Origin of the sequence: Steroidobacter sp., from assembly GCF_016790065.1 — a bacterium.
In the GTDB taxonomy this organism is placed as follows: domain Bacteria; phylum Pseudomonadota; class Gammaproteobacteria; order Steroidobacterales; family Steroidobacteraceae; genus Steroidobacter.
On the sequence record NZ_JAEUPY010000097.1, the window covers coordinates 1 to 25,696 of the forward strand.

22 protein-coding genes and 2 pseudogenes are annotated in these 25,696 nt (G+C 61.9%); 14 read left to right on the forward strand and 10 right to left on the reverse strand.

The genetic code is table 11. From position 1 onward, the window contains the following. A pseudogene (locus JNL55_RS03970) lies at positions 1-227 on the forward strand (leucyl/phenylalanyl-tRNA--protein transferase); the annotation flags it as partial. Between the two features lie 147 nt (positions 228-374). Continuing rightward, on the forward strand, positions 375-593 hold the full coding sequence (gene infA, locus JNL55_RS03975; protein WP_116810962.1) for a translation initiation factor IF-1: 219 nt from the start codon (positions 375-377) through the stop codon (positions 591-593). Positions 594-621: 28 nt separating this feature from the next. Here infA and clpA read toward each other — a convergent pair whose 3' ends face one another. After that, positions 622-2,904: an ATP-dependent Clp protease ATP-binding subunit ClpA gene (gene clpA, locus JNL55_RS03980; protein WP_293849569.1), complete on the reverse strand. Its 2,283-nt coding sequence runs from the start codon at positions 2,902-2,904 to the stop codon at positions 622-624. Positions 2,905-3,031: 127 nt separating this feature from the next. Further along, the gene (clpS, locus tag JNL55_RS03985) at positions 3,032-3,349 is read right to left on the reverse strand and encodes an ATP-dependent Clp protease adapter ClpS (protein WP_129645834.1); all 318 of its coding nucleotides are present in this window, start codon (positions 3,347-3,349) and stop codon (positions 3,032-3,034) included. 351 nt (positions 3,350-3,700) lie between these two features. On the opposite strand from clpS, the gene gspC reads away from it, so the two are divergent. The 5 genes from gspC to JNL55_RS04010 all read left to right on the forward strand — a co-directional run bounded on the left by gspC (position 3,701) and on the right by JNL55_RS04010 (position 10,060). Then, positions 3,701-4,648, forward strand: coding sequence for a type II secretion system protein GspC (gspC, locus tag JNL55_RS03990; protein ID WP_293849575.1), 948 nt, complete (start codon positions 3,701-3,703; stop codon positions 4,646-4,648). A 53-nt stretch (positions 4,649-4,701) separates the two neighbouring features. Then, on the forward strand, positions 4,702-6,849 hold the full coding sequence (gene gspD, locus JNL55_RS03995; protein WP_293849578.1) for a type II secretion system secretin GspD: 2,148 nt from the start codon (positions 4,702-4,704) through the stop codon (positions 6,847-6,849). A gap of 31 nt (positions 6,850-6,880) precedes the next feature. Continuing rightward, positions 6,881-8,398 carry a type II secretion system ATPase GspE gene (gene gspE, locus JNL55_RS04000; protein WP_293849581.1) on the forward strand — a complete coding sequence of 506 codons (1,518 nt, stop codon included), beginning with the start codon at positions 6,881-6,883 and terminating at the stop codon, positions 8,396-8,398. Positions 8,399-8,423: 25 nt separating this feature from the next. Beyond that, positions 8,424-9,641 carry a type II secretion system inner membrane protein GspF gene (gspF, locus tag JNL55_RS04005; protein WP_293849584.1) on the forward strand — a complete coding sequence of 406 codons (1,218 nt, stop codon included), beginning with the start codon at positions 8,424-8,426 and terminating at the stop codon, positions 9,639-9,641. A 143-nt stretch (positions 9,642-9,784) separates the two neighbouring features. After that, on the forward strand, positions 9,785-10,060 hold the full coding sequence (locus JNL55_RS04010) for a hypothetical protein (RefSeq protein WP_293849587.1): 276 nt from the start codon (positions 9,785-9,787) through the stop codon (positions 10,058-10,060). Between the two features lie 37 nt (positions 10,061-10,097). Here the strand turns inward: JNL55_RS04010 and JNL55_RS04015 are convergent, their stop codons facing one another. After that, on the reverse strand, positions 10,098-11,249 hold the full coding sequence (locus tag JNL55_RS04015) for an adenylate/guanylate cyclase domain-containing protein (RefSeq protein ID WP_293849590.1): 1,152 nt from the start codon (positions 11,247-11,249) through the stop codon (positions 10,098-10,100). A 293-nt stretch (positions 11,250-11,542) separates the two neighbouring features. Between JNL55_RS04015 and JNL55_RS04020 the strand changes: the two genes are divergently transcribed. Beyond that, on the forward strand, positions 11,543-12,808 hold the full coding sequence (locus JNL55_RS04020) for a hypothetical protein (RefSeq protein WP_293849593.1): 1,266 nt from the start codon (positions 11,543-11,545) through the stop codon (positions 12,806-12,808). Here the strand turns inward: JNL55_RS04020 and JNL55_RS04025 are convergent. Next, positions 12,777-13,742 carry a Gfo/Idh/MocA family protein gene (locus JNL55_RS04025; protein WP_293849596.1) on the reverse strand — a complete coding sequence of 322 codons (966 nt, stop codon included), beginning with the start codon at positions 13,740-13,742 and terminating at the stop codon, positions 12,777-12,779. The genes JNL55_RS04020 and JNL55_RS04025 overlap by 32 nt on opposite strands. A gap of 103 nt (positions 13,743-13,845) precedes the next feature. Here JNL55_RS04025 and JNL55_RS04030 point away from each other — a divergent pair, with 103 nt between their 5' ends. Next, positions 13,846-14,268 carry a hypothetical protein gene (locus tag JNL55_RS04030; RefSeq protein WP_293849599.1) on the forward strand — a complete coding sequence of 141 codons (423 nt, stop codon included), beginning with the start codon at positions 13,846-13,848 and terminating at the stop codon, positions 14,266-14,268. A gap of 164 nt (positions 14,269-14,432) precedes the next feature. Continuing rightward, positions 14,433-14,651: a hypothetical protein gene (locus JNL55_RS04035; RefSeq protein ID WP_293849601.1), complete on the forward strand. Its 219-nt coding sequence runs from the start codon at positions 14,433-14,435 to the stop codon at positions 14,649-14,651. Positions 14,652-14,744: 93 nt separating this feature from the next. On the opposite strand, the gene JNL55_RS04040 is transcribed toward JNL55_RS04035, so the two are convergent. Continuing rightward, complete coding sequence (locus JNL55_RS04040) at positions 14,745-15,038, reverse strand: hypothetical protein (RefSeq protein WP_293849603.1); 294 nt, start codon at positions 15,036-15,038, stop codon at positions 14,745-14,747. A 176-nt stretch (positions 15,039-15,214) separates the two neighbouring features. On the opposite strand from JNL55_RS04040, the gene JNL55_RS04045 reads away from it, so the two are divergent. Continuing rightward, the gene (locus tag JNL55_RS04045) at positions 15,215-17,368 is read left to right on the forward strand and encodes a carboxy terminal-processing peptidase (protein ID WP_293849604.1); all 2,154 of its coding nucleotides are present in this window, start codon (positions 15,215-15,217) and stop codon (positions 17,366-17,368) included. 49 nt (positions 17,369-17,417) lie between these two features. Here the strand turns inward: JNL55_RS04045 and JNL55_RS04050 are convergent, their stop codons facing one another. The 3 genes from JNL55_RS04050 to JNL55_RS04060 form a co-directional block, all read right to left on the reverse strand. Then, positions 17,418-18,479, reverse strand: coding sequence for a hypothetical protein (locus JNL55_RS04050; protein WP_293849606.1), 1,062 nt, complete (start codon positions 18,477-18,479; stop codon positions 17,418-17,420). Between the two features lie 29 nt (positions 18,480-18,508). Beyond that, positions 18,509-18,988, reverse strand: coding sequence for a DUF1249 domain-containing protein (locus JNL55_RS04055; protein ID WP_293849608.1), 480 nt, complete (start codon positions 18,986-18,988; stop codon positions 18,509-18,511). A 79-nt stretch (positions 18,989-19,067) separates the two neighbouring features. Beyond that, positions 19,068-19,892, reverse strand: a complete 825-nt coding sequence (locus JNL55_RS04060; RefSeq protein ID WP_293849611.1) for a pyruvate, water dikinase regulatory protein — start codon at positions 19,890-19,892, stop codon at positions 19,068-19,070. Positions 19,893-20,015: 123 nt separating this feature from the next. Here JNL55_RS04060 and ppsA point away from each other — a divergent pair, with 123 nt between their 5' ends. Next, positions 20,016-22,385 (forward strand): phosphoenolpyruvate synthase, encoded by a 2,370-nt coding sequence (gene ppsA, locus JNL55_RS04065; RefSeq protein ID WP_293849613.1) that lies wholly within the window; start codon positions 20,016-20,018, stop codon positions 22,383-22,385. 65 nt (positions 22,386-22,450) lie between these two features. On the opposite strand, the gene orn is transcribed toward ppsA, so the two are convergent. After that, complete coding sequence (orn, locus tag JNL55_RS04070; RefSeq protein WP_293849616.1) at positions 22,451-22,999, reverse strand: oligoribonuclease; 549 nt, start codon at positions 22,997-22,999, stop codon at positions 22,451-22,453. 95 nt (positions 23,000-23,094) lie between these two features. On the opposite strand from orn, the gene JNL55_RS04075 reads away from it, so the two are divergent. Continuing rightward, the gene (locus JNL55_RS04075) at positions 23,095-24,348 is read left to right on the forward strand and encodes a M48 family metallopeptidase (protein WP_293849618.1); all 1,254 of its coding nucleotides are present in this window, start codon (positions 23,095-23,097) and stop codon (positions 24,346-24,348) included. Beyond that, positions 24,345-25,274 carry a ribosome small subunit-dependent GTPase A gene (gene rsgA, locus JNL55_RS04080; RefSeq protein ID WP_293849620.1) on the forward strand — a complete coding sequence of 310 codons (930 nt, stop codon included), beginning with the start codon at positions 24,345-24,347 and terminating at the stop codon, positions 25,272-25,274. The genes JNL55_RS04075 and rsgA overlap by 4 nt, the downstream gene beginning before the upstream one ends. A gap of 15 nt (positions 25,275-25,289) precedes the next feature. Here rsgA and JNL55_RS04085 read toward each other — a convergent pair. After that, positions 25,290-25,696 (reverse strand): annotated as a pseudogene (locus JNL55_RS04085) (hypothetical protein); the annotation flags it as partial.

The following is a 25,696-nucleotide window of genomic DNA, read 5'->3' on the forward strand; positions in this document are numbered from 1 at the left end:
AGCGCGATGCGTCCAAAGTTGCGCTGAAACGCCTGTGCGAAGAACTGCTTGCGCGCGGCTTCCACATGATCGACTGCCAGATGTCGACGCCTCACCTGATGAGTCTCGGTGCCCAAATGATCCCGCGAATGCAATTCACCGAGGTGCTGGGCGAGCACGTCAACGGCCCGTTTCAGCCCGGTCTATGGGGTGACGGCGGGAACGAAGCAGCCTCCGCGGGCGTATGACCCACTGATAGCGCGAACCAGGGGTGCTCGAATACCGGGCACGGCCGGGAGGCGTAGGACCTACACGCTCAATTGCAATGGCGGGGGCCTTTATGCACAATTCGCGCGCCTTGCCGGCGGGCCCTGCCGGGCAGTCATTGAGAGTGCATGTCGAAAGAAGATGCGATTCAGATGGAAGGCCGCGTGATCGATACGCTGCCTAACACTACGTTCAAGGTGCAGCTGAACAACGGCCACACCGTGATCGCGCACATCTCGGGCAAGATGCGCAAAAACTATATCCGCATCCTGACGGGTGACGCGGTTACCGTTGAGCTCACGCCCTACGATCTGACCAAGGGTCGAATCGTGTACCGCGGCCGCTGACGACAGCCGCGACTTTCCACCTACCTGACTACTTCGATTCCTCGAGCAACGCCTGCTCGGTATCGGCGCGCGCCTCGACTTTGAGCTTGTCGTCCGACCCCAAGGTAACGAAGGCGTGACCGCCACCGACCAGCCGGCCGAACAATAACTCCTCCGCCAACGGACGCTTGATCGCTTCCTGGATGACACGAGCCATGGGCCGCGCGCCCATCTTCGGGTCGTAACCATTGCGCGCCATCCACTCGCGGGCGGCGTCGTCGATGTGCAGCTGCACGCCCCGCTGCTCCAACTGGGCTTCGACTTCCACCAGCAACTTGTCGACCACGCGCTGAATGGTGCGCGGATCCAGGGCGTTGAACTGGATGATGCCGTCCAGCCGATTGCGGAACTCGGGCGAGAACAAGCGCTTGATGGCTTCCATCCCGTCAGTGGTGTGGTCCTGCTGGGTGAAGCCGATCGACGGCCGATTCATTTCGAACGCACCGGCGTTGGTGGTCATCACGATCACCACATGGCGGAAGTCTGCCTTGCGGCCGTTGTTGTCGGTGAGCGTGCCGTGGTCCATGACCTGCAGCAGCAGGTTGAACACATCCGGATGCGCCTTCTCGATTTCATCCAGCAACAGCACCGAATGCGGATGCTTGTTGATGGCTTCGGTGAGCAAGCCGCCCTGGTCGAAACCGACGTAGCCCGGCGGCGCGCCGATCAGGCGCGACACGGTGTGACGCTCCATGTATTCGGACATGTCGAAACGAATCAGCTCGACGCCGAGCGCGATGGCCAGCTGCCGGGTGACTTCGGTCTTACCCACGCCGGTAGGACCGGCGAACAGGAACGAACCCACCGGCTTGCGCTGATCGCCCAGCCCGGAGCGCGACATCTTGATGGCCGAGGCCAACGAATCGATGGCCGGATCCTGGCCGAAAATCACCAGCTTCAGATTGCGCTCGAGGTTCTTGAGCACGTCCTTATCCGAGGTCGAGACGTTCTTCGGCGGGATGCGAGCGATGCGCGCCACCACGTCTTCGATCATCTGCGTCGTGACCAGGGTCTCGCGCTCTTCGGTGGGCCTCAGGCGCAACCGCGCACCGGCCTCGTCGATCACGTCGATGGCCTTGTCGGGCAACTGTCGATCGTTGATGTGCCGAGCCGCCAATTCCGCCGCCGCGCTCAACGCGTCATCGGCGTACTTCACGTTGTGATGCTCTTCGAAGCGTGAGCGCAGACCGCGCAGAATCTCGACCGTCTCGGGCACCGATGGCTCGATGATGTCGATCTTCTGGAAGCGACGCGCCAGCGCATGGTCCTTCTCGAAGATGCCGCGGTATTCGGTATAGGTGGTCGAGCCGATGCAACGCAGCTCGCCGTTGGCGAGCGCCGGTTTGATCAAGTTGGACGCATCCATCACGCCGCCCGAGGCCGCGCCGGCGCCGATGACGGTATGGATCTCGTCGATAAACAGGATCGAGCCGGGATTCTTCTTCAGCTCGCTGAGCACGCTCTTCAAGCGCTTCTCGAAGTCGCCGCGATACTTGGTGCCGGCGATCAGCGCGCCCATATCGAGCGAGTACACGGTGCTGTCGGACAGCACTTCGGGCACCTTGTCCTCGATGATCATGCGCGCCAGGCCTTCGGCGATGGCGGTCTTGCCGACGCCAGCCTCGCCCACGTACAGCGGATTGTTCTTGCGACGACGGCACAGGATCTCGACCGTGCGCTCGATCTCCGTCTTACGGCCGATCAGCGGATCGATGCGCCCTTCCATGGCCTGCTTGTTCAGATTGGTGGTGAACTTCTCCAGCGCGGTGCCACCCTCGGGCTCGCCCCGCTCGGCTTCGGCGCCCGGAGGCGACTCATCTTTATCGGTGCGGTCCTCGGCAATCTTGGACAAGCCGTGGGAGATGTAGTTGACGACGTCGAGCCGCGCCACATCCTGCATCGACAGCAGGTAGGCGGCGTGCGAGTGCTTCTCGCTGAAGATGGCGACCAGCACGTTGGCTGCGGTCACTTCCTTCTTGCCGCTGGACTGGACGTGGAACACGGCTCGCTGCAACACGCGCTGGAAGCCCAGCGTCGGTTGTACTTCGCGATCGTCATCGTCCTTTAACCGGGGCGTGGTTTGATCGATGAAGTCTTTCAGGTCCTTGCGTAGCCGAGCGACATCGGCACCGCAGGCACGGAGGATTTCACGGACTTTCGGCGTGTCCACGATCGCCAGCAACAAGTGCTCGACGGTCATGAACTCGTGCCGCGCTTCGCGCGCCGACTGGAAAGCCTCGTTGAGACAGATTTCGAGTTCGCTGCTTAACACGGACTGCTTCTCACCAAATACCTAAAGCCAACCTATAGAGTGGACCGCCGTTTACGTCGGAGGTTCGACACGCCGCAGCCCTCGGTTTCCAGGCTGACAGGCGTGCCGACGGATGCGGTGAACGGCTTCACGTTTCTTCCATCGTGCACAACAGAGGATGCTGGTGTTGACGCGCATATGTGGTTACCTGCGCGACCTTGGTCTCGGCGATTTCGAAGGTGAAGACGCCGCACACCCCTTTGCCCTTGGTATGCACTTCAAGCATAACGCGCGTCGCCGTCGTCCGATCCATGCCGAAGATGCGTTCCAGCACATCCACGACGAATTCCATCGGCGTGTAGTCGTCGTTCAGCAGGACCACCTGATACAACGGAGGTCGCTTGAGCTTGGGCTCGGCTTCCTCGGCGACCAGTTCCCGCTCATGCCGTGTGCTCTCTTCCGTCATCAACTTAACGCGCCACCAGTTCGCACTCTTTATAGGGGGGAACTACGGACATTACAAGGCAGCATCCGACGCACCGCACTTCGGTACAACGACGCGGTCCAAGCGCTGTCACATAGCCTGCGGCCGCTGGGCGGGACTAAGATCGACGGCCGCGCCCGCCATTGGCGCATTGTCGGCCAACACCGTCAGCCGGGGGTTCGGATTCGGGCAATTGCGACAGTGTTTTCATCAATGGGAACAATCTCTTGTGACAAACTACGAGCACTCCGTATCATGTCGGGCCAGCACCGAATTGCCGTCGGCTGCGAATAGGTGCCTGACATCCTCTTAACTGGGTCGCAAATTCGAACGATGCCGCTGTCCGCCAAATTGCACGAATTTCAGAACCTCACGCCGCAGCAGTGGCTCGACCGGGCGTCGCAGAGCGCGCCTCAGCTGGTGATGGTGGTGCTGGTCATCGCCATTGCCTGGCAACTGGTGCAGCTCACCTGGCTGTTATTGGATCGCGGCCCGCAACCTCAAGCCCCGACCGCACCGCCGCCGATGAATGTGCCGCCGGTGCGCAGCGGCGTGGACATTCAGGCAATCGTCAACGCGCATCTATTCGATGTGGCTGCCGCACAGGCGCCGCAGGATGCCGCCAGCGCCCCCGAAACCCAGATGAACCTGGTGTTGTCGGCGGTGTTCGCCTCCGAGGATCCCAACAAGGGCCTGGCCATCATCGGCGAGTCGGCGCAGGCAGCGAAGGTGTTCGCGGTCGGCAGCACGGTTCGTCCCGGTACCAAGCTGCATGCGGTGTACATCGACCGCGTGATCCTGGATCGCAACGGCAGCCTCGAAGCCCTGGCGCTGCCCAAGCGCACCTCCGGCGCGCTGGTCATCAATCGCCCGCCGCCGCCTCCGCAGAACCAGTTCACTGAAAATCTGCGACGCATTGCCGAGAGTAATCCGAGCGCTTTTGCCGAAATCATCCGGCCGCAGCCGGTGTTCGCCAACGGTGTGCAGCGAGGTTACCGCGTTTATCCGGGCCGCAACCGCGCGCAGTTTTCCAAGCTGGGGCTGGTGCCCGGCGACCTGGTGTTGTCGATCAATGGCACGCCGCTGGACGATCCCCAGCGCGGCCTGGAGATCTTCAACACCATGGGCAGCGCCGACCGGGTCAACGTGACCGTCGAACGTAACGGCCAGTCGCAGGAACTGACGTTGAACATGGCGCAGGTCAGCCTGCCCGATCCCAACGCAGCGCCTCAGACGCGCGGCGGCGGGCAACGCCCGACACCGACGCCGCCTGCCGAATGAACGGCTCAACCTCCAAGAACGAACGTACGCCTTTGCGCAGTCAAGGACCGTCCATGACGATTTCTCCACCCCATCAAGCAGGACAGCCGGCCCGTGCGCTCAGCGGCACACGCTCCGGCTTCCTGGCGCTTTCATTGACGTGCCTGCTCACCTGCATGTCGGCGACGGCTCAGCAACAGCCGGCCTCGCAGCAAGCGACCATCACGCCGGCGTTCCGCGACGCTGAGCTGACCGAGATCATCGACGCTGTCGCCACCATCACCGGCAAGACGTTCATCGTCGACCCGCGCGTGCGTGCGCAAGTGACGATCCGCTCATCCACGCCGATGACGCCGGATGCGTTCTATCAAACCTTCCTGTCCATCTTGCAGGTGCATGGTTTCATCGCGGTGCCGAGCGGCGACAACATCAAGATTCTGCCCGACGCCAACGCGCGGCAGATTCCCGGTAACGATTTGCCGAACACCTTGAATCCGAATTCGGACGAAGTGGTCACCCAGGTGATCTCGGTACGCAACATCAATGCCGCGCAGCTGGTGCCGGTACTGCGGCCGTTGATCCCGCAGAACGGTCATCTGGTCGCCTACCCCGCCTCCAACATGCTGATCGTCTCGGACCGCTCCAACAACATCGCTCGCATCATGCGCATCGTGCAGCGGCTGGATCAGGCCGGCGACGAAGAGATCGAAATCATACGGTTGGAAAACGCCAGCGCCACTGAGATCGTGCGCGTGGTGAATGCGTTGTCACAAGGCGCGCAACAGCAAGGTGAAGCCCCCGGCGTCTCGGCCAAATTGGTGGCCGACGATCGCACCAACAGCGTGCTGATCTCCGGCGAGAAATCGCAACGCCTGCGCCTGAAGGGCCTGGTGATGCATTTGGATACGCCGCTGGAATCCGGTGGCGACACGCAGGTTCGTTACCTGAACTACGCCGATGCCGAACAGATCGCCGGCAAGCTCAAGGAACAAGTCACCGGCATCACGCAAGCTGCACCGGGTGCGGCCGGCGCCGGCGCGGCTAGCCCGACAGCCGCTCAGGATCGCAACACCACTATCTGGGCCGACAAACAAACCAACGCGCTGGTAGTCACGGCCGCGCCGAAGATGATGCGTCAGATCATGTCGGTGGTGGACAAGCTCGACATCCGTCGCGCCCAAGTGCATCTCGAAGCCATCCTGGTCGAAATCACCACCACGCGCGCCGCCGAACTCGGCGTGAACTGGGCGGTGTTCAGCGAAAAGGAAGGCAGCACCATTCCCATCGGCACGTTCAATCAGTCAGTCGGCAGCACCAGCATCGGCAGCCTCGCCGCCGCCATCGCCGATCCCGACACGCTTGCGACTACCGGCTTGCCGACCGGCCTGACGCTCGGCGCCGGCATGATCGAAGACGGCGGTTTGAACTTTGCAGTGTTGTTACGCGCGCTGCGTAACGACGGCTCCAGCAACATCCTGCAGACCCCGTCGATCACCACCCTCGACAATGAAGAAGCCGAGATCAAGGTGGCGCAGGAAGTGCCGTTCGTGACCGGCCAGTACACCAACACCGGCAACAACAGCAGCGGCTCGGTGAATCCGTTCCAGACCATTCAGCGTGAAGAGGTCGGTAACATTCTGAAGATCACGCCGCAGATCAACGAAGGCACCGCGGTGCAGTTGAAGATCGAGCAGGAGAATTCCAGCCTGACCGCCGGCGTGTCCGGCGCGGTCGACCTGATCACCAACAAGCGCACCATCTCCACCACGGTGCTGGTCGAAGACGGCGGCATGATCGTGCTCGGCGGCCTGATCACCGACACCGCGCTCGAAGGCGAGTCGCGCGTGCCCATCCTGGGCAACATTCCGATCATCGGCGAGTTGTTCAAGACTCGTAGCGGCTCCAAGGAAAAACGCAATTTGATGGTCTTCATCCGTCCCACCATCCTGCGCGATGGCGTGGCCGCAGCCATCGAAACCAACGCCAAGTACAACGTGCTGCGCGATGCTCAGCGCCAGGGCCACAGAAAGGGCCGTGTGAACTTGCTGCCCGGCGAGAAACAGCCGCTGTTGCCGCCGATCGAAGATCTTTCCAAGTACGCCGATCCGACAGCGGGCGCGCAGGCTCCGGCTCCCGGGACCAATCGCGAGCAACAGCTGCCGCCGGCGCAAACTCAACCGCTGCCAGAGCAGTCGCCGCCGCCGGAAACTCCGCGGCCGTGAGCTGCTCCTTCTCTCACGGCATGGTGTTGTCATGAGCGCACAAATTGAAACTCAAGTCGTCGTCGCGCGTCCCGCGACGACGGTCTCGCCCGCCACGTTGTCGTTCACGTTCTGCAAGCGCCACGGCGTGCTGGTGCAGAAGGTGACGGAGACAGGTGCTGAAGCGGTGTATCGATCCGGCGCACAACCGGCAGCCATTGCCGAAGTGCGTCGTGTGATCGGCCTGCCCTTACAGCTGCGACGCGTGGATAACGACACGTTCGATCAGCTGCTGCGTCAGCAGTACGAAGGTGGCAGCTCGGCCATGCAAGCGGCCGGCGCAGGTGTCGAAGACGACACCGACCTGGCGCATCTGGCGCAGGATCTGCCGGAACCGTCGGACTTGCTGGAAAGCGACGATCAAGCGCCCATCATCAAGCTGATCAACGCCGTCCTGACTCAAGCGGTCAAGGACAACGCCTCGGACATCCATATCGAGCCGTTCGAGAATCGTCTGGTCGTGCGCTTCCGCGTCGACGGCGTCTTGCGCGAAGTGTTGCAATCCAAGCGCGCGGTGGCGCAGTTGGTGGTGTCGCGTATCAAGGTCATGTCCAAGCTCGACATCGCCGAGAAGCGTCTGCCTCAAGACGGCCGTATCTCGCTGCGCGTCGCCGGTCGTGCGGTCGACGTTCGTGTGTCGACCATCCCCGCCGGTCATGGCGAGCGCGTCGTATTACGTTTGTTGGACAAACAAGCCGGTCGCCTGGAACTGAATGCGCTGGGCATGGACCCGCGTTCGCAGAAACTCATCGACGAGCTGATCCACAAACCTCACGGCATCATTCTGGTCACGGGCCCGACCGGCTCCGGTAAGACCACCACGCTGTATTCGGCGCTCGAGCGCATCAACGACAACACGCGCAATATTCTTACCGTCGAAGATCCGATCGAGTATTACATCGACGGCATCGGCCAGACGCAGGTGAACACCAAGGTCGAGATGACCTTCGCTCGCGGTCTGCGCGCCATCCTGCGTCAGGATCCGGACGTGGTGATGATCGGCGAAATTCGTGACTTGGAAACGGCGCACATTGCCGTGCAAGCGTCGTTGACCGGCCACTTGGTGCTGTCGACCTTGCACACCAACACCGCAGTCGGCGCAGTCACGCGTCTGCGAGACATGGGCGTCGAACCGTTCCTGCTGTCGTCGAGCTTGATCGGCGTACTCGCACAGCGCCTGGTGCGCGTGCTGAATCCGGACCATCGCGAAGCGTATCAAGCCGGCGAATATGAGCGTCGTCTGCTCAACATCCCGGACGGTGCACCCTCGCCTACTTTGTATCGTCCCGGCGCGGACGCTGCGCAAGGCTTCAAAGGCCGCACTGGCATTTACGAGCTGGTGTTGGTCGACGACACCATGCGCACCATGATCCACGACGGCTCGAGCGAACAAGAATTGGAACGCTATGCTCGCACGCTGACTCCGAGCATTCGCGACGACGGCCGCGCCAGGATTCTGGCAGGCACCACCACCGTCGAAGAAGTCTTGCGCGTCACGCGCGAAGACTGAACGCGCTGCATTACCGGGAGTAGCTTTGGGCGCATTCGAATACACCGCGGTCGATGCGGCCGGTCGCGAACGCAAAGGCGTGCTGGAAGGCGACACCGCCCGGCAAGTCCGCCAACTGTTACGCGATCAGGCGTTGCTGCCACTGGCCGTCAACGAAGTCTCGCAGACCGAACAGAAGCAGCGCGAATCGCGCTTCAGCATCGGCAGCGGCGTCTCCGCGGCCGACCTGTCCTTGCTGACGCGACAGATCGCGACCTTGGTCCGCTCCGGACTGCCGCTCGAAGAAGCCCTGGCTGCGGTGTCAGAGCAAACGGAAAAGCCGCGAGTTCGTAGCATCGTCATGGGCGTGCGCGCCAAGGTGATGGAAGGTCACACCATGGCGGATGGTTTGTCCGACTTTCCTACGGTCTTCCCGGAGCTGTATATCGCGACTGTCGCCGCCGGCGAACAGTCGGGCCATCTGGACACGGTGTTGGAGCGCCTGGCCGACTACACCGAGAGTCGCGAGCAACTGCGCAGCCGCACCGTCAACGCGATGCTGTATCCGGTGCTGTTGTTCATCGTCTGTATCTCCATCGTCGCGCTGCTGTTGACCTTCGTGGTGCCAAAGATCGTCAAACAGTTCGAGAACTCCAAGGCTGAGCTACCCATGCTCACCCAAGTACTGATCGCCATCTCCGATTTCTTGCGCGACTGGGGCTTGCTGCTGTTGGTCGGCATCGGACTGGCGGTGTTTGCTTTCAGACGTTGGCTGCGCGATCCAAACGCCAGGCGCCGCTTTCACGCCACACTGCTGCGATTGCCGCTATTCGGCAGAGTGGTCCGAGGCTCCAACACCGCGCGCTTCGCGCGTACCTTTTCCACTTTGACCTCGAGTGCGGTGCCAGTGCTCGAAGCGCTACGCATCGCCGGCGAAGTCGTCACCAACCTGCCGATGCGCGATGCGGTTCAGGATGCAGCGACCCGCGTGCGCGAAGGTGCACCGATCGGCAAATCGTTGGGCAGCGCGAAAATTTTCCCGCCGATGATGATCCATCTGATCTCCAGCGGTGAATCCAGCGGCGAGCTGGAGACCATGCTGGACCGGGCGGCCACCAACCAGGAACGCGAGATGGACTCGATCCTATCGGCGGTGGTCGGGCTGCTCGGCCCCATCATGATCCTGCTGATGGGCGGCATGGTGCTGCTGATCGTGCTGGCCATGCTGCTACCGATCTTCCAGCTCAACACGCTGATTAAATGAGCCGGCCGGTGGCCGGTCTCAGGCGCCGATCGCGACCGGGTCACGGAATTGACAAAGACGCTATTGCGAGACGACGGCGTTCCCTCTATATACTCGCGCCGTAGTGACCCTGGGCGCTGCGGCAAGTTGCGGGATCGCAGTCGATGACTGAGAAGCCGGAATCCGAAGAGTTCGATGAAGAAGAGGACGATGGCAATGCCGTCGAGTCCGAGGATCTCGATGTCGATCATTTGATCGCCGACATCGATAAACGTAAGAAAAACGTCAACAAGAGCGGCGAGCCGGCCTGGCGGCGCCTGGAGCGGATTCGCGAAGAACGCGAGACCGCCGCGCAACTGTCCGATTTCGACGACTATGAGATCGGTCTGGACGCCGAGTCAGACGACGGCGACGACGCGGGTTTCGACGACGAAGAATAGTCGCCGGCATTTCGCCGACGCCTGCCCCGTGCTCGACTCAGTGCGCGGTCGAATCCGTTGGTCGGAAATCGACCCGCTCCGCACTGGCGCTGGTGGGCACGCAAAAAATTCCGATGGGACTGGATCGGCCACGTAGCACCAACGACGGCAGCGGCATCGCGCCGACATCCACGCCGTGCTTGTCCAGCAAATTCTTGACCGCATCCGAGAACAACATTTCACCGGCACGAGCGCGCTGACCGAGCCGCGACGCCACGTTCACGGTGTCGCCGATGATGGTGTAATTCATGTACGACGGCGAACCCACGTTGCCGGCAATCACTTCGCCGACGTTGATGCCGATGCCCAGACCGGTCTCGACGCCGTAACGATCTTTCCAACGATGCGCCAGCTCGGCGAACTGTTCGAGCATCAACTTGGCGGCCAGGATGGAACGCTCCGCGCCATCTTCCTGCGCCACCGGCACACCGAAGCCCACCAGCAAGCTGTCGCCCGCCATGCTGAACACCGTGCCTTCGTACTCGAAAGTGATATCGGTGAGCAGTTTGAAAAACTCGTTCAGCAACTCCACCACGTGTTCCGGATTCAGCCGTTCGGAGAGCGCCGTGAAGCCGCGCATGTCGGCGAACATCACCGCCACCAGCGTGCGCTTGTTGGTGCCCGCGAACATCGAGTCCAGCAACTCGGGGCTGGCCAGAATCTGATCGGCGAGCTTGGGAGAAATGTAACGGCGGAAGGCCGCGCGAATCAGTTCGCGACGCTTCACCTCTTCCGCCAACTGCTCGGCCGCCAGTTGCCGGCGGGCCGCGCTCACTTTGAGCAGCGAACGCACGCGCACCAGGAACTCGTCGCGGCGAATTTGATGAGTAAGAAAGTCGTCGACGCCGGCTTCGAAGGCCAGCACGCGTTGTTTGGCCGACTTGGCCAGACCGATCAGCGGCACCAGCAACGTGGTGGGATTCGCCTTGAGCACGCCGCAGACACGCGCCAACGTAGCGGCGTCGGTCTCGACGTCGATGACGATCAAATCGGGGGCGCGGCGCGCGACGCTGGCAATGACTTGATCGGCCTCGACAGCATCGTCGATGACGATGTCGGCGCCGTCCAGCAATCGACCGAGCAGAGTCCGAGTGGTCTCGGAACTGCTTACCAGCAAGGTTCTGTAAGTCGCGGACAGGGTCGCGGACATCGTCCGTAATTCCTCGTGGTCATTGCTGGTCCCCGCTCGTTAGCGTTGGGCTTGAGAACGAAGGGATAGCCCATCTTTTTCGGCAAGACGATCAGGGCATGTCGCACCGAACCCGCGATCCGCTCACGCATCACGGAAAGTGCTTAACCACCTTCGTAGCGTGACGCATCCTACCGACATTGCCCAACTAACGCCAAACCGACACGGCCGCGCGGTTCAGGGACATGAGTTCTGTTAAACGGGATGGCAGCCGATGCTTCATACTCAGGCCTCCAACGGTCAGGCTCGATCGTATGCGCCTTTCGCTCTCCGTCCTGCTGGCAGCGCTGACGCTGATTGCGTCGACCATGCCGCTACCGGCCGCTGCCGCCACCCCAGCGCACGTCGCTTACTACGACGCCGCCTATCGCGCGACCTTCAAGCCCGGCGCCCAGCACGCGCAAGTCGAACTCAAGCTGAGCGGTGACAAGCTGCCGAGCAGACTGATCCTGCGCATCGACTCCAAACGCTATAAAAATTTCCGCTCGGAGCAGCCGCTGGAAGTCAGCGACAAAGAAGTGGTGTGGCGACCGCAGGGCCAACAGGCCACGCTGCACTACGAATTCGTCGTGAACCATCAACGCGCGTCGGGCAGTTACGATTCGTACAGCACCGACAGTTGGGCGCTGTTTCGCGGCGACAAATTGGTGCCGAGTACGCGCGTCACCGCGGCTCGCAAACTCCGCTCTCGAACCACACTGGAATTCGATCTGCCCAAGGGCTGGTCGGCAGCCACGCCCTACCCCTCGGCCGGCGAGCAGCGCTTCCGCGTCGAAGATCCGCGACGACGCTTCGATGCACCGGCAGGTTGGATGCTGGTCGGCAAGCTCGGCGTGCGCAGTGAACGCATCGAACACGTGAATACCATCATCGCCGCTCCCGAGGGCGACAATGCGAGGCGCCAAGACGCACTCGCGTTCATCAACTGGAATTTGCCGAAACTGCTGGACGTGTTTCCGGACTTCCCCAAGCGCGTGTTGATCGTATCGGCGGGCGATCCGATGTGGCGTGGCGGTTTATCCGGCCCGAGCTCGTTGTTCCTGCATTCGGATCGGCCGCTGATCAGCGAGAACCGCACCAGCCCGCTGCTGCATGAACTGGTGCACGTGGCCTTGGGCATTCGCGGCGACCACGAGAGCGATTGGATCGTCGAAGGCCTGGCCGAGTTTTATTCCATCCAGACGTTACGCCGTTCCGGCGGCATCGGTCAGAAACGCTACGACCAAGCCGTCGACAATTTGAAAAAGTGGGCGCAGCGCGCGCCGACGTTATTCGGTAAGAGTTCGACGGGTGCGACCACCGCGCGTGCCGTGCTGGTGTTTCAGGAAGTCGATACCGAGATTCGAGGTGCAACTGGCAATGCCGCGAGTCTCGACGATGTCGCTCGTAAACTCGCCGCCAAGCGCGGCGAGATCAGTTTGATCGAGCTACAAGAAATCGCTCAGCAAGTCGCCGGCAAACCGCTGCGGTCGTTGCAGCGGGAGCGGCTCACGAAACCTGTGGCTGCACCAGGGCCGTAATTTTCATCGCCGTCTCGAGCGCGCGCAGACCGTCTTCGCCAGTCACCACTGGCGTGCTGCGCTCACGCACCGCTTTCAGGAACGCTTCGATCTCGGCCAGCAAGGCATCGCCCTGCTCGAAGTTCTGTTCTTCGATGGCGACCTGAGCCGGCGATTCCACCGGCGCCGCGTCCTTCTTGCGAATCACGGTCAGAATTTTCTGTTGCATGTCCACGGACAAATAGGCGTCGTCCTGGAAGATGCGGATCTTGCGCTCCTGCTTCAGACTGATGCGACTGGCCGTGGTGTTGGCGACGCAGCCGCCTTGAAAGCGCAGTCGCGCATTGACGATGTCGATCTCGCCCGAGAACACGGTGGCACCGACGGCATCGATGCTTTCGATCGGCGTGCCTACCAATTCCTGGATCAGGTCGATGTCGTGAATCATCAGATCCAGCACCACGCTCACATCGGTGCCGCGTTGTTTGAACGGCGCCAGGCGATGCGATTCGACGAAGCGCGGCGTCTGTAATCGCTCGGCCGCCGCCAGCACCGCCGGATTGAAACGCTCCAGATGCCCCACTTGCAGAATGCGCTGATGGGTGCGAGCCAACTCGACCAATTCGCGCGCTTCGGCGACGGTGGCCGCGATGGGCTTTTCGATCAGCACGTCGATACCGTTCTTGAGCAGCTCGCAGCCGATCGCATGATGCAACGGAGTCGGCACCGCCAGACTCACTGCATCTACGGCACCGAACAGTTGGCGATAGTCGCTGACCGCTTTGGTGCCGAGTTCCGCCGCCACTTTGGCGCAGGCGTCGGCGTTTGCATCCACTACGGCCACCAGCGTCGAACCTTCGAGCTGCGCATACTTCTGCGCGTGGAACCGGCCGAGATAGCCGACACCGATGACCGCGGTCCGAATCGGCGCAGCCGAGTGAGTTGTCTCCGACATGCTCAGAGTCCCTTAGCCCGTGAGTAAAGACGGCGATGATAGCTGTTGCGGGTCCGGGTCGTAGTCGCCAAGATGCGCGCCACTTTTAGTGAATACCTCTCGCATGAACTCAGCAGCCACCGACGACGACCTCTCCGACGAGCAGCGCGGCGGCCACCGCGTGCGCTTTGAGCTCATCTTCGGCAGCCTGTGGCTGGCCTTCGGGCTGTTCCTGCTGCCCGCGCTGATCTTCTGGGTTGGCGGCGCAGTGCTCGGCCCATACGGCGAGAACGCCAGCCTGGGCCGCTTTTACGGCGATTTCTTCGGCGATCTGGCCGACACCTCGGGTCGCGCGTGGAGCATCGCGCTCGGCCCGGTGCTGTTGATGTACCTGCTGCGCGCGATCTTCATCGGCGTGAAAGCCGATCGGGTCCAGCGCGATCAACTCACGGAAGATGAGCCGCCGCCTCGCCGCGCGCCGGCCAAGAAAGAGACCAAGCAACCAGCTCGTCGTAGCGCGCGCGTAGAACCGCGCATGGGCGAGTGAACCAACGCCTGCATCCCGAATCTACTTCCTTGCTGTAGAGCGAACTGCCTCGTAGCGATACGTGATCCAGCTCACAGTTCCCGCGGAAGTGTGGCGTGTAGGCTGCAGTCGTTGGATAAGACAAAGATTCTGTTGGATTTTTTTACACTTTGGGAAGAACGATCATGTGGCTTGCCCGATTTTTCGGCGGCCGGAAGGTGACAGCAGACGATGAGCCGGCCCGTTTCGCGGCCCCGGCATCGGTCAAGACCCTCCAGCCTGGCAAATCCTCGCCCTCCACCGGCCGGCCGAAGGCGGCCGCCAAGGCTAAAAGTGGTTTCGATCCCTACAACAGCGGCACGTTCAAACGCGCCAACGCGTGGGAGCGGGTCGTTCGCCGCTAACCCCTGCCTGCGCACGCCAGCTTTGAGGGTTTTCCCCCTGAGGTATTCGGGGGTAAATCCCCCCGCCCCGGTCCACTCTCGAAACGTTACGGGTCAGGGCGATGCCGGCCAGTACAGCGCGGCAATGCCCGCCAGCACCACCCACATCGCCGCCTGCGCCAGCCAGCGCCATTTCAGCGTCTTCAGCAGCGACAGCAAGCTTGCCCCGGAGACCGTGGCCAGCACCAGGAACACCGCGCTACTGCGCAGCAGAGCCGGGAACTCACTGCTCAATGCCGGGTTGCTGCCCTTGAGGAACAGGAATATGACCACCACCCCTAGCAAGCCGAAGCTGATGGCCGCGGCCGAGCCGAATACGATGGCGTTGAGTACCGCGATCGGGCGCATCAGCGGCCCCGGTCCTGCGCGGCAGGCCGGCTGCCGGGTAACTGAACGGTCGCTTGGGACCGGTGTGCGCGCCGTACTTGATCGGAGTGCAGCGTCTCTCTAGCCTTGCTCATAGAATGCATCTGTCCTCGCCGGTAAAGCCGGCTGGCCTGTCCCCCTGATGAGGATGTGAAACAGTGTATCAGTCGCCCTCGCACGAACCCGCCAAGCAGCGGCGCAATACGTTGATCTTCAGCCTGCCGGCGCTGCTGGTGGTCTGTGCGTTGCTGGCGGGGACCGCGCAGGCGCCGGTCGCCAAAGCGGTCGCCACCACCAATTCGCAGGAACTCTCGCCCACCGAGCGCCAGCGCCGCGTCAGCAAGCTGGTCAGCAACGTGATCGAGCGCTCGCACTACCGCCAGTCGCCGATCAACGACCCGGTGTCCTCGCTGGTGCTGGACCGCTTCATCGAACAGCTCGACGGCGGCCGCAGCTACTTCCTCGCCTCCGACATTGCCGAATTCGAGCGCTATCGCTATCAGCTGGACGACGCTGTGGTGGCCGGGCAGCTGGAGCCGGTGTTCGCCATCTTCAATCGCTTCCAGGTGCGTAACAAAGAGCGCGTCAGTTACGCGATGGAGCTGCTCAAGACCGAGCCGGATTTCACCGTCGAGGAAGCGTTCGAGTTCGACCGCGCCAAGGCACCGTGGGCCAAAACTCCTGAAGAGCTGAACGACATCTGGCGCCGGCGCGTGAAGAACGATGCCGTGTCGTTGATGCTCACCGAAAAGACCTGGGTCGAAACCAAGGACATCCTGCACAAGCGCTACGAGCGCGTGGTCAAGCGCACCGAGCAGGTCACCAGCGACGACATTTTCGAAGTGTTCATGAACTCCTTCGCACATGTCTTCGATCCGCACTCCAGCTACTTCTCGCCGCGCAATTCCGAGGAGTACCGCATTCAGATGAGCCTCTCCTACGAGGGCATCGGCGCGTCGCTGCAGCTGGTCGACGATTACGTCACCGTGCTCAACGTATTGCCCGGCGGCCCGGCCGCCATCAACGGCACACTCGGCGCCAACGATCGCATCATCGCGGTCGGCGAAGGCAAGAGCGGCAAGTTCGTCGACGTGATCGGCTGGCGTCTCGATGACGTGGTGCAAATCATCCGCGGCAAGGTCGGCACCACCGTGCGCCTGAACATCCTGCCCGCCGGTGCCGCACCGGGCTCGCCGGAAAAAGTGCTCGAGCTCCAGCGCAACAAGGTGTCGCTGGATGCGCAGGCCGCACAGAAGGAAGTTCACACCATCAAGCGTGGCGATCGCGACATGAAGGTTGGCGTGATCAACGTGCCGAGCTTCTATCAGGACTTCGAAGCCAAGTCGTCCGGCGCCAAGGACTATCGCAGCACCACGCGCGATGTCCAAAAGCTGATCAACGAATTGAAGACCGAGAAAGTCGACGCGCTGATCATGGATCTGCGCGGTAACGGCGGCGGCCATCTCACCGAAGCCACTGCGCTGTCCGGCTTGTTCATTCCTGCCGGCCCGATCGTGCAGCTGCGCGAAACCGGCGGCCGCGTCGAAGTGCTCGACGATCCGGAGCCGAACACTGCTTGGGACGGCCCGATGATCGTGCTGGTGGATCGTTACAGCGCCTCGGCCTCCGAGATCTTCGCCGCTGCGATTCAGGACTACGGCCGCGGCATCGTGGTCGGTCAGCAGACCTACGGCAAAGGCTCGGTGCAAAACCTGTATCCGCTGGATCGCTACGCGCTCGGCCCCGATCCGGGGTTCGGCCAGCTGACGGTCACCATCGGCAAGTACTATCGCGTCACTGGCGAGAGCACGCAGCACCGTGGCGTGCAGCCGGACATCTCCATGCCGACGGCCATCAGCCCTGAGGAAGTCGGTGAGAGCACGCGTGAAAGCGCCCTGCCCTGGGATCGCATCCGTCCGGCCGACTTCAGCAAGGAAGGCCAGCTGACGCAGGCCATCCAGGCGCTCGAGCAGTCGCACGAACAGCGTATCGCGGTCGACCCGAACTTCCGTTCGCTGCTCGCCGATCTCGACGCCTTCGAGAAGGTCCGCACGCAGAAGAAGCTGTCGCTGAATCTGAAGACCCGCGTTGCCGAGCGCGAACAGATGGAACAAGAGCGCCTGGCGCGTGAGAACGAGCGTCGCAAGGCTCGTGGCTTGCCTGCGGTGGCCAAGCTGGCTGACCTGACCGGTCAGGATCCGCCGGATGCCGTGTTGGACGAGACGGTGGAGATCGCGGCGGACATGAGCGGCATGAGCAACCTGCTGCTGTCACGCCTGAAGGTTCAGGGCGACCGCCCCGCCACTCCGTAATAAAACACAGGCTGCCCTCGCGCTCATCCGAGCCGAGGGCGGCCGCTGCTCACTGCAGCAGCGCTTGATACAAATCCCAGTAGTCGTCGACCAGCACGTTCACACCGGCCTTATTGCCGGCCTCCAGGCCTGAGACGGGCGCCGCCGCCATCGGCATGGTGCCAATCGAATCGGTCAGCGGCACCGTGTCTGCATCGCTGCGATAAGTCGCCACCGCGCGCAGCGCCTCAGTACGTTCTTTCAAACCACTGAGATCGTCTTTTTCGTTTTTGACCACGGCCAGCGCTTCACGTAACAGCATCATGAAGCGCAGGCATTCCTCGCGAGAGCCGTACTTCATGTCGAACACTCGCTTGGTGGTGGTTTCCTTGGCCAGCACTGCCAGACCGCCGCTCGATAAAGTCACCACCAGCTGCTGGGCGTAAGCGATCACCGCGGTGTTCACGATGCGACGACCGTCGATGGAAATTCCGTCGAAGGGCGGCGGCTGCTTGGATTCCAGCGCGGCGCGATCGTCGCTGAGATCGGTCACTTCGGTGGCGACCAACTCCCACTGCTCACGTTCGTTGGCAATCTCTTCGACCAGGCGTCGACGGCGCGCGTAATTCCAGAAGCCACGCATCTTGTCGAGCTTCACGTCCTGCAGCTTCAACTGCGCCTCCATCATGTCGGCGCGCGAACGAGCGGTGATGATGCGTCGATCGAAATCGGCAAGTTGCTGGCGACGCGTGCCTTCGAATTCGAGGTGTTGTCGGCGCTGCTCGCGATCGGCCTGTTGTTGCTGGAGCTGTTGCGCGAAGCGTGCGACTTTCGCCGACGACGCGCGCCACAACGAACGCAATTGGAAATAAACCAACGCGTGCGTGCCGGTCTCGGGATTGCCCAGGAATTCTTCGAGCTGCAACAGCTGTTCGCTGTGCCGAACGAAAGTGGCTTCGTGACTGCGTAATTGCTCGAGCAGCTTGTGGCGTTCGTCTTGCAGCCGCGACAGCTCTTTTTTCAGCTCGGCGCGATTCCAATACAGCTGTAACAACCGCTCGTCGTCAGCGGGTGCGCGGGCGCCTGGCGCGAGAAGCTGGCGCAAATTACTCAGCCGGTCGGAGAATTCCATAATGCGCCCGCTACGGGCTGCGGACATTTTCAGGTCGCGGCGAGCGCCGGAAAGTGGTGACCTCGCTCGACGCAATAATCGAGCCATTTATTGAGCATGACGTTACGCAGCCAGCGATCGCCCAGATCGCGCGCCAGATGCGAACGTATGGATTCCAACATCGCGTGGCGATGCCAGCGAGCGCACGCTTGCACTTCGGCCAGGCGAGCGTCGCGATACACGCGAATCAACAGATCGGGATCGGCCAGCGGGCCGGCTTCATCATCGAAAATATAGGTGAGCCGCAACGTGGTGGTGTAGCGACTACGTTCTTCGACAGCTAGATGTAACGGACAATCGCCATTGACCACGGAAATTTGCGTGGCCGCGGCTCGTTCCAGATCCGGCACCAGCCAGGCGAGACGAATGTAATTACTCTCGTACAGCGACATCAGGCTGACGAAGCTGCCCGGACGGGAGCGCCAGCTCACCGGGCAATTCACATCGCTTGCTGAGATCGCTATCGACATGGGCCGAATATAGCACAGCAATTTCGCACTTCTGCCAGTGGTGTGTGACTTGCGTCACGGCTCTTTTCATGTGCCGCCCTTAAGGGCGTAAGCGCCGTTCCACACCGGTTCGGTCGAGAATACGGCTGGCGATCTCTTCGATGGAACATTCGGTGGTGTTGATGTACGGAATGTCGTAACGACGGAAGATCGACTCGGCAGTGCGAACTTCGAAATCCACTTGTGAGGGTGACGAATAGTTGCTGTTGGGCCGACGCTCGTGGCGAATCTGTTGCAGCCGTTCCGGGGCAATGGTCAAGCCGTACAGCTTGCGTTGATGCCTGGTCAGTGCTGCCGGCAAGCGCCCGGTTTCCAGCTCTTCGTCAGCGAATGGATAGTTGGCGGCGGACACGCCGTATTGCAAGGCCAGGTACAGGCAAGTGGGCGTCTTGCCGGTGCGGGACACGCCCACCAGGATCAGGTCGGCGCGCTCGTAATCGCGGGTGACAGCGCCGTCATCGTTCGCCAACGCGAAGTTGGTGGCGTTGATGCGCGTGGTGTAGGCACCGATGTCCTGCATGCCGTGTGCCTTGCCCTGCGCGCGCGACGACTTGAGCTTGAGTTCCATCTCCAGCGGACCGAGAAATGCGTCAAAGAAATCCAAGAACAGGCCGTTGGCGCGCTTGATGATTTCGCGCATGTCCTCCTGGACCAAAGTACTAAAAATCACGGGTCGAACGCCCTCCGCCTCGCCGGTCGCATTGATGCGACGGACCGCTTCCTGCGCCTTGTCAACAGTGGAGATAAATGGCAGAGTCACCTGCCGAAATGCCTGCCCATCGAACTGCGTCAGCAGGCTATGACCCATGGTCTCGGCGGTCACGCCGGTCTGGTCGGAAACGAAAAAAACCGTTCGTCTTTCCATTCTTCTGTCGCCAAGACTCACGCGCCGTCGCGCGTTGCGGTTAAAATCCGCGGGCTAAGTATCCGCTGCTCAGTGTTTCATCGTACGGGCCCGCGCACAAGCGCGGGATCATGAGGACAGGCCTTGACCGCTTACACAGTACCTTTCGAAAAGCTCGGACGCCACGATGTCGACACGGTCGGCGGCAAGAACTCCTCGCTGGGCGAGATGATCAGCCACCTGGCTAATCTCGGCGTCAGCGTGCCCACCGGCTATGCCACCACTGCCGAGGCGTATCGGGTCTTCCTGAAGCACGAGGGCCTGGCCGAGCGCATCTCCAAGGAGCTCGCCACGCTGGACGTGGAAGACGTCGAAAAGCTCACCGAGGTCGGCGCCAAGATTCGGCAGTGGGTGTTGTCCACGCCGTTCCCGCCGCAGCTGGAGCAGGAAATCCTGGCCGGCTATGAGCGCATGGGCCAGGGGCGCGATGTCGCCGTCGCGGTCCGCTCCTCTGCCACTGCCGAAGACTTGCCGGACGCATCGTTCGCCGGCCAGCAGGAAACATTCCTCAACGTGCGCGGCAAGGAAGCGCTGGTCAAGTGCGTGCACGAAGTGTTCGCGTCGCTCTACAACGATCGCGCCATCGCGTATCGCGTGCACCAGGGCTTCGCGCACGATGTGGTCGCACTGTCGGCCGGCATTCAGTACATGTGCCGTTCGGACGTGGGCTCCAGCGGCGTGATGTTCACGCTCGACACCGACTCAGGCTTCCGTAACGTCGTCTTCATCACCGCCTCCTACGGCCTCGGTGAGACCGTCGTACAAGGCGCAGTGAATCCCGACGAGTTCTATGTCTACAAGCCGACGCTGAAGTCGGGTCACGCTCCGATCCTGCGTCGGACCCTCGGTGCCAAGGCCATCAAGATGATCTACGGCGAGCCCGGCAGCGGCGAGCGCGTCAAGACCGTCGACGTGTCGGCAGAGGAGCGCACCAAGTTCTCCATCAGCGATGCCGACATTCTGGAGTTGGCCAAGCAGGCGCTGATCATCGAGCAGCACTATGGCTGCCCCATGGACATCGAGTGGGGTAAAGACGGCGAGACCGGCAAGATTTATATCCTGCAAGCACGCCCGGAAACTGTGCAGAGCCGCGCCGGTCGCACCGTGCAGCGCTACTCGCTGAAAAAGAAATCCAAGATCCTGTCCAGCGGCCGTTCCATCGGCCAGCGCATCGGCGCCGGCCCGGCCCGCATCATTCGCGACGTCAAAGAAATGACCCGCGTCCAGAGCGGCGACGTGCTGGTGGCCGACATGACCGATCCCGATTGGGAGCCGGTGATGAAGCGCGCGTCGGCCATCGTCACCAATCGCGGTGGACGCACCTGTCATGCCGCCATCATCGCTCGTGAGCTCGGCATTCCTGCAGTCGTCGGCTGTACCGACGCCACCGAGACCATCAAGGAAGGCACCGAAGTCACTGTGTCTTGCGCCGAAGGCGACACGGGTTTCGTGTACGAAGGCTCCCTGCCCTTCGAACAGAAAATCATCGAGCTGGATGCGCTGCCGCCCATCAAGACCAAGATCATGATGAACGTCGGCAACCCGGATCGCGCCTTCGACTTCGCCGGCATTCCGCACAAGGGCGTGGGCCTGGCGCGTCTGGAATTCATCATCAATCGCATGATCGGCGTGCATCCGCGCGCGCTGCTCGAATTCGATTCGTTGTCCAAGGATCTGCAGCAGACCATTCGTCGCCAGATGAATGGTTACAAGGATCCGGTGAGCTTCTACATCGACAAGCTGTGCGAAGGCATCGCCACCATCGCCGCGGCGTTCGCGCCCGAGCCGGTGATCGTGCGCATGTCCGACTTCAAGTCGAACGAGTACGCCAACCTGATCGGTGGCCGGCAGTACGAGCCGCACGAAGAGAATCCGATGATCGGCTTCCGCGGCGCTTCGCGTTACGTCGACGAAACGTTCCGTCCGTGCTTCGAACTCGAGTGCCGTGCGTTGAAGCGCGTGCGCGAAGAGATGGGTCTGACCAACGTGCAGGTGATGGTGCCGTTCGTACGCACGCTCAAGGAAGCCGAACAAGTCACGCAGCTGCTGGCTGAAAACGGCCTGAAGCGCGGCGAGAACGATTTGAAGGTCATCATGATGTGCGAGCTGCCGACCAACGCGCTGCTCGCCGACAAGTACCTGCAGTTCTTCGACGGCATGTCGATCGGCTCGAACGACATGACGCAGCTGACGCTGGGCCTGGATCGCGACTCGGCCATCATCGCCAAGCTATTCGACGAGCGCGACGAAGCGGTGAAGGCGCTGCTGAAGATGGCCATCGATGCATGCCGCAAACATGGCAAGTACGTGGGTATCTGCGGCCAGGGTCCTTCGGATCACCCCGACCTGGCGCGCTGGCTGGTCGAGCAAGGCATCGAAAGCATTTCGCTCAACCCGGACACGGTGGTCGAGACCTGGCTGTTCCTGGCCGGCGGTTCGGTGTCAGCCCAGTAAAATCTGGGCAGCAAATTGCAGACGCAGCGGCAGATTCGCTGCCGCCGCGTCTGGTCAATCCCGCCTCAAACGCGCAAAAAATTGGTCCGGTAGTGCTGCAGTTCGCGAATGGAATCGCGAATGTCGTCCAGCGCCAGGTGCGTGGAACTCTTCTGAAAGCTGCTGTACACCTCGGGCGACCAACGCCGCGCCAACTCCTTCAGCGTGCTCACATCCAGATTGCGGTAGTGAAAATACCGCTCCAGCTGAGGCATCTCACGCGCCATGAAGCGCCGGTCCTGGCAGATGCTGTTGCCGCACATCGGCGACACGCCCGGCTCGATCCAGCGGCTCAGAAAATCCACCGTCTGGCGCTCGGCCTGCTCGACGGTGACGGTGCTGGCACGCACGCGGGCGGCCAGGCCCGAGGCGCCGTGCTGGCGACGATTCCAGTCGTCCATGGCGTCCAGCGTGGCGTCGGATTGATGAATGGCCAACACCGGCCCTTCGGCCAAGGTGTTCAGATGCTTGTCGGTAACGACAGTGGCTATTTCGATGATGTGATCGGTGTCGGGCTTCAAGCCCGTCATTTCCAGATCGATCCAGATGAGTCGTGTCGGGTCGCGGTCGGTCACGATACGCTCTGCCCCAAGTTCAAATGACGGAAGTTTCGTTGCGGCATCATAGCAGCTGGCGATACAGTCCCTGCGCGCTAATCGAGAAGCACTAAATGCACTGGTTTACAGGCTTGTTTCTACTACTGCTGTTGGCATCCACCGCCATGCGCAGCTGGCTCAATCAGCGCCAGGTGGCGGCAGTGCTACGGCATCGGGACCGGGTGCCCGAGGCTTTTGCCCGGCAAATCGACCTCGCCGCCCACCAGAAAGCCGCAGACTATACCGTCGCCGGTGCCGCCCTGAACCGCTGGGATGTACTGCTGGATGCAGGCATTGCCCTGCTGCTGACCCTCGGTGGCGGTCTCGACAGCATCGATCGCTGGTGGCAAGCCGCAGGCCTGTCGCCGGCCTGGCACGGCACTGCCGTGGTGCTGTCGACCTTCCTGCTGGCAGGCGCCGTGGGCTTGCCGTTGTCGCTATGGCGAACCTTCGGCGTCGAAGCGCGCTTCGGCTTCAACCGCACCACGCCGGCGCTGTATCTGGCCGATTTGTTCAAGAGCCTGCTGCTCAGCTTGTTGTTGGGCGGCCCGCTGCTGTTCGTGATCCTGTATTTGATGCAACAGGCCGGCTCGCTGTGGTGGGTGTACGCCTGGCTGGTGTGGGTCAGCTTCACCGTGCTGCTCACTTGGGCCTGGCCGACGCTGCTGGCGCCGTTGTTCAACAAGTTCACACCGCTGTCCGATGAGACGCTGAAACAGCGCACCGAAGCTTTGCTGGAACGCTGTGGTTTCGCCTCCAAGGGCGTGTTCATCATGGACGGCTCGCGTCGCTCGGTGCACGGCAACGCCTACTTCACCGGCGTCGGCCGCAACAAACGCATCGTGTTCTTCGACACGCTGATCGAGCGGCTGCAGGCCGCGGAAATCGAAGCGGTGCTGGCACATGAGCTGGGACATTTCCGTTTGCATCACGTGCGTTCGCGTTTGATTTTCTCGCTGGGCATGGGGCTGCTCGGACTGGCGTTGCTCGGCGCACTCGCGCAGTGGCCGGAGTTCTATTCAGCGCTTGGCGTGAGCGCACCGTCGGCGCATGCGGCGTTGTTGCTCTTCATGTTCGTGTTGCCGCCCTTCACCTACTTCCTGACGCCGCTGGGCTCGTGGTGGTCGCGCAAACACGAATTCGAGGCGGATGAATTCGCTGCTCAGTACGCCGACGCCAGTCAACTGGCGGAAGCGCTGGTCAAACTGTATCGCGACAACGCCACGACACTGACGCCCGACTCATTGCACTCAGCCTTCTATGATTCGCATCCGCCTGCACTCGTGCGCATCGCGCGCCTGCAGTCTCTGACCACGCAGCGCTCATGAGCGCTGTGCCCGAAACGCCGGCACGCGTCACCGAATCCTTTGGCCGCCGCGTCATCGTCGAAACATCGGCGGGCGTACGCATGCCTGCGGAGCTGTTCGGCAAGCGTCTGAATTGCGTGTGCGGCGATGAAGTGCTGATTCGCGAGCCGTCGCAGACCAGCGGCGACGTCGCGAAGGTCATCAGCGTGACCCAGCGCCGATCTTTGTTTTCTCGCACCGATAGCCGCGGACGCACCGAGCCGCTGGCTGCAAATCTGTCCTTGGTGATCGTGATCGTGGCGCCGAATCCCGAACCCGATCTGTACATCGCCGATCGTTATCTGGCCGGTGCCGCGCTCGCCGGCATCTCGGGTGCGCTGATCGTGAACAAATCGGAACTGCCCGGTGCAGCCGATGAGGAGTTTCAGGCGCGCATCGATGACTACGAGCGCGCAGGCTATCCCGTGCTCCGCGTCTCAGCGAAGAACGAACCAACCGTCGAGCCTATACGTGCATTGCTGGCCGGCGCGAGCGCCATGCTGGTCGGCCAATCAGGCGTGGGCAAATCCACGCTCACCAATCGGCTTGCTCCTGAATCGGAACGGGCCACACGCTCGCTGTCCGATGCCACGGGTGAAGGCCGCCACACCACGGTGTCGACGGCGCTGTTCAAATTGCCTGGCGGCGGTGAACTGATCGATTCGCCCGGCGTTCGCGACTTTGCGCCACCGCCGGTGGAAGATGCGATGGTGCAAGTCGGCTGGCCCGAGATGCTCAAGCTCGCGCCCGAATGCAAGTTCAACAACTGCCTGCATCTGCGAGAGCCCGGCTGCGCCATCCTCGCAGCCGTCGCCGGGAAAACGATTTCCGCACGCCGTTACGAAAGTTATAAACGGCTGGTCAACATCATGCGTGGACTCGCGCCGGAGTACGAACGCCGGCGCTGACCCAATGACTGCGGCCTACTGCGGCGAGAGAGCCATCTGCCCTCGCCCTTGCCACAGTTTCCACACTCCGTACGTCAACAGCGGCACCACATACACCGCGATCAGAACGTAGGACAGCCCGCGGTAGCCTTGACCGATCAGCGTGACCAGACCGAAGCGGTCGGCGAGCAACATCGCGAGCACCAGCAGAACGCCGGCGGCGACGAAACGTACGCGCGGCGATAGATCCCGTCCGGATCGTGCACGCCACGCTTGCTCGATGCGTTGATTCACCGCATGCACGCTGCCTGTGCCGCTCTCGAGCAGCGCTGCGAATATCATCAGCTGGAACAGCGCATGGAACAGCGGGTAACCCAACCGCTGCAACATGAAGTCCGACGGCAAGGCCTGCTCGGAGATGCCCGGGTAGTAAGCCACCATAC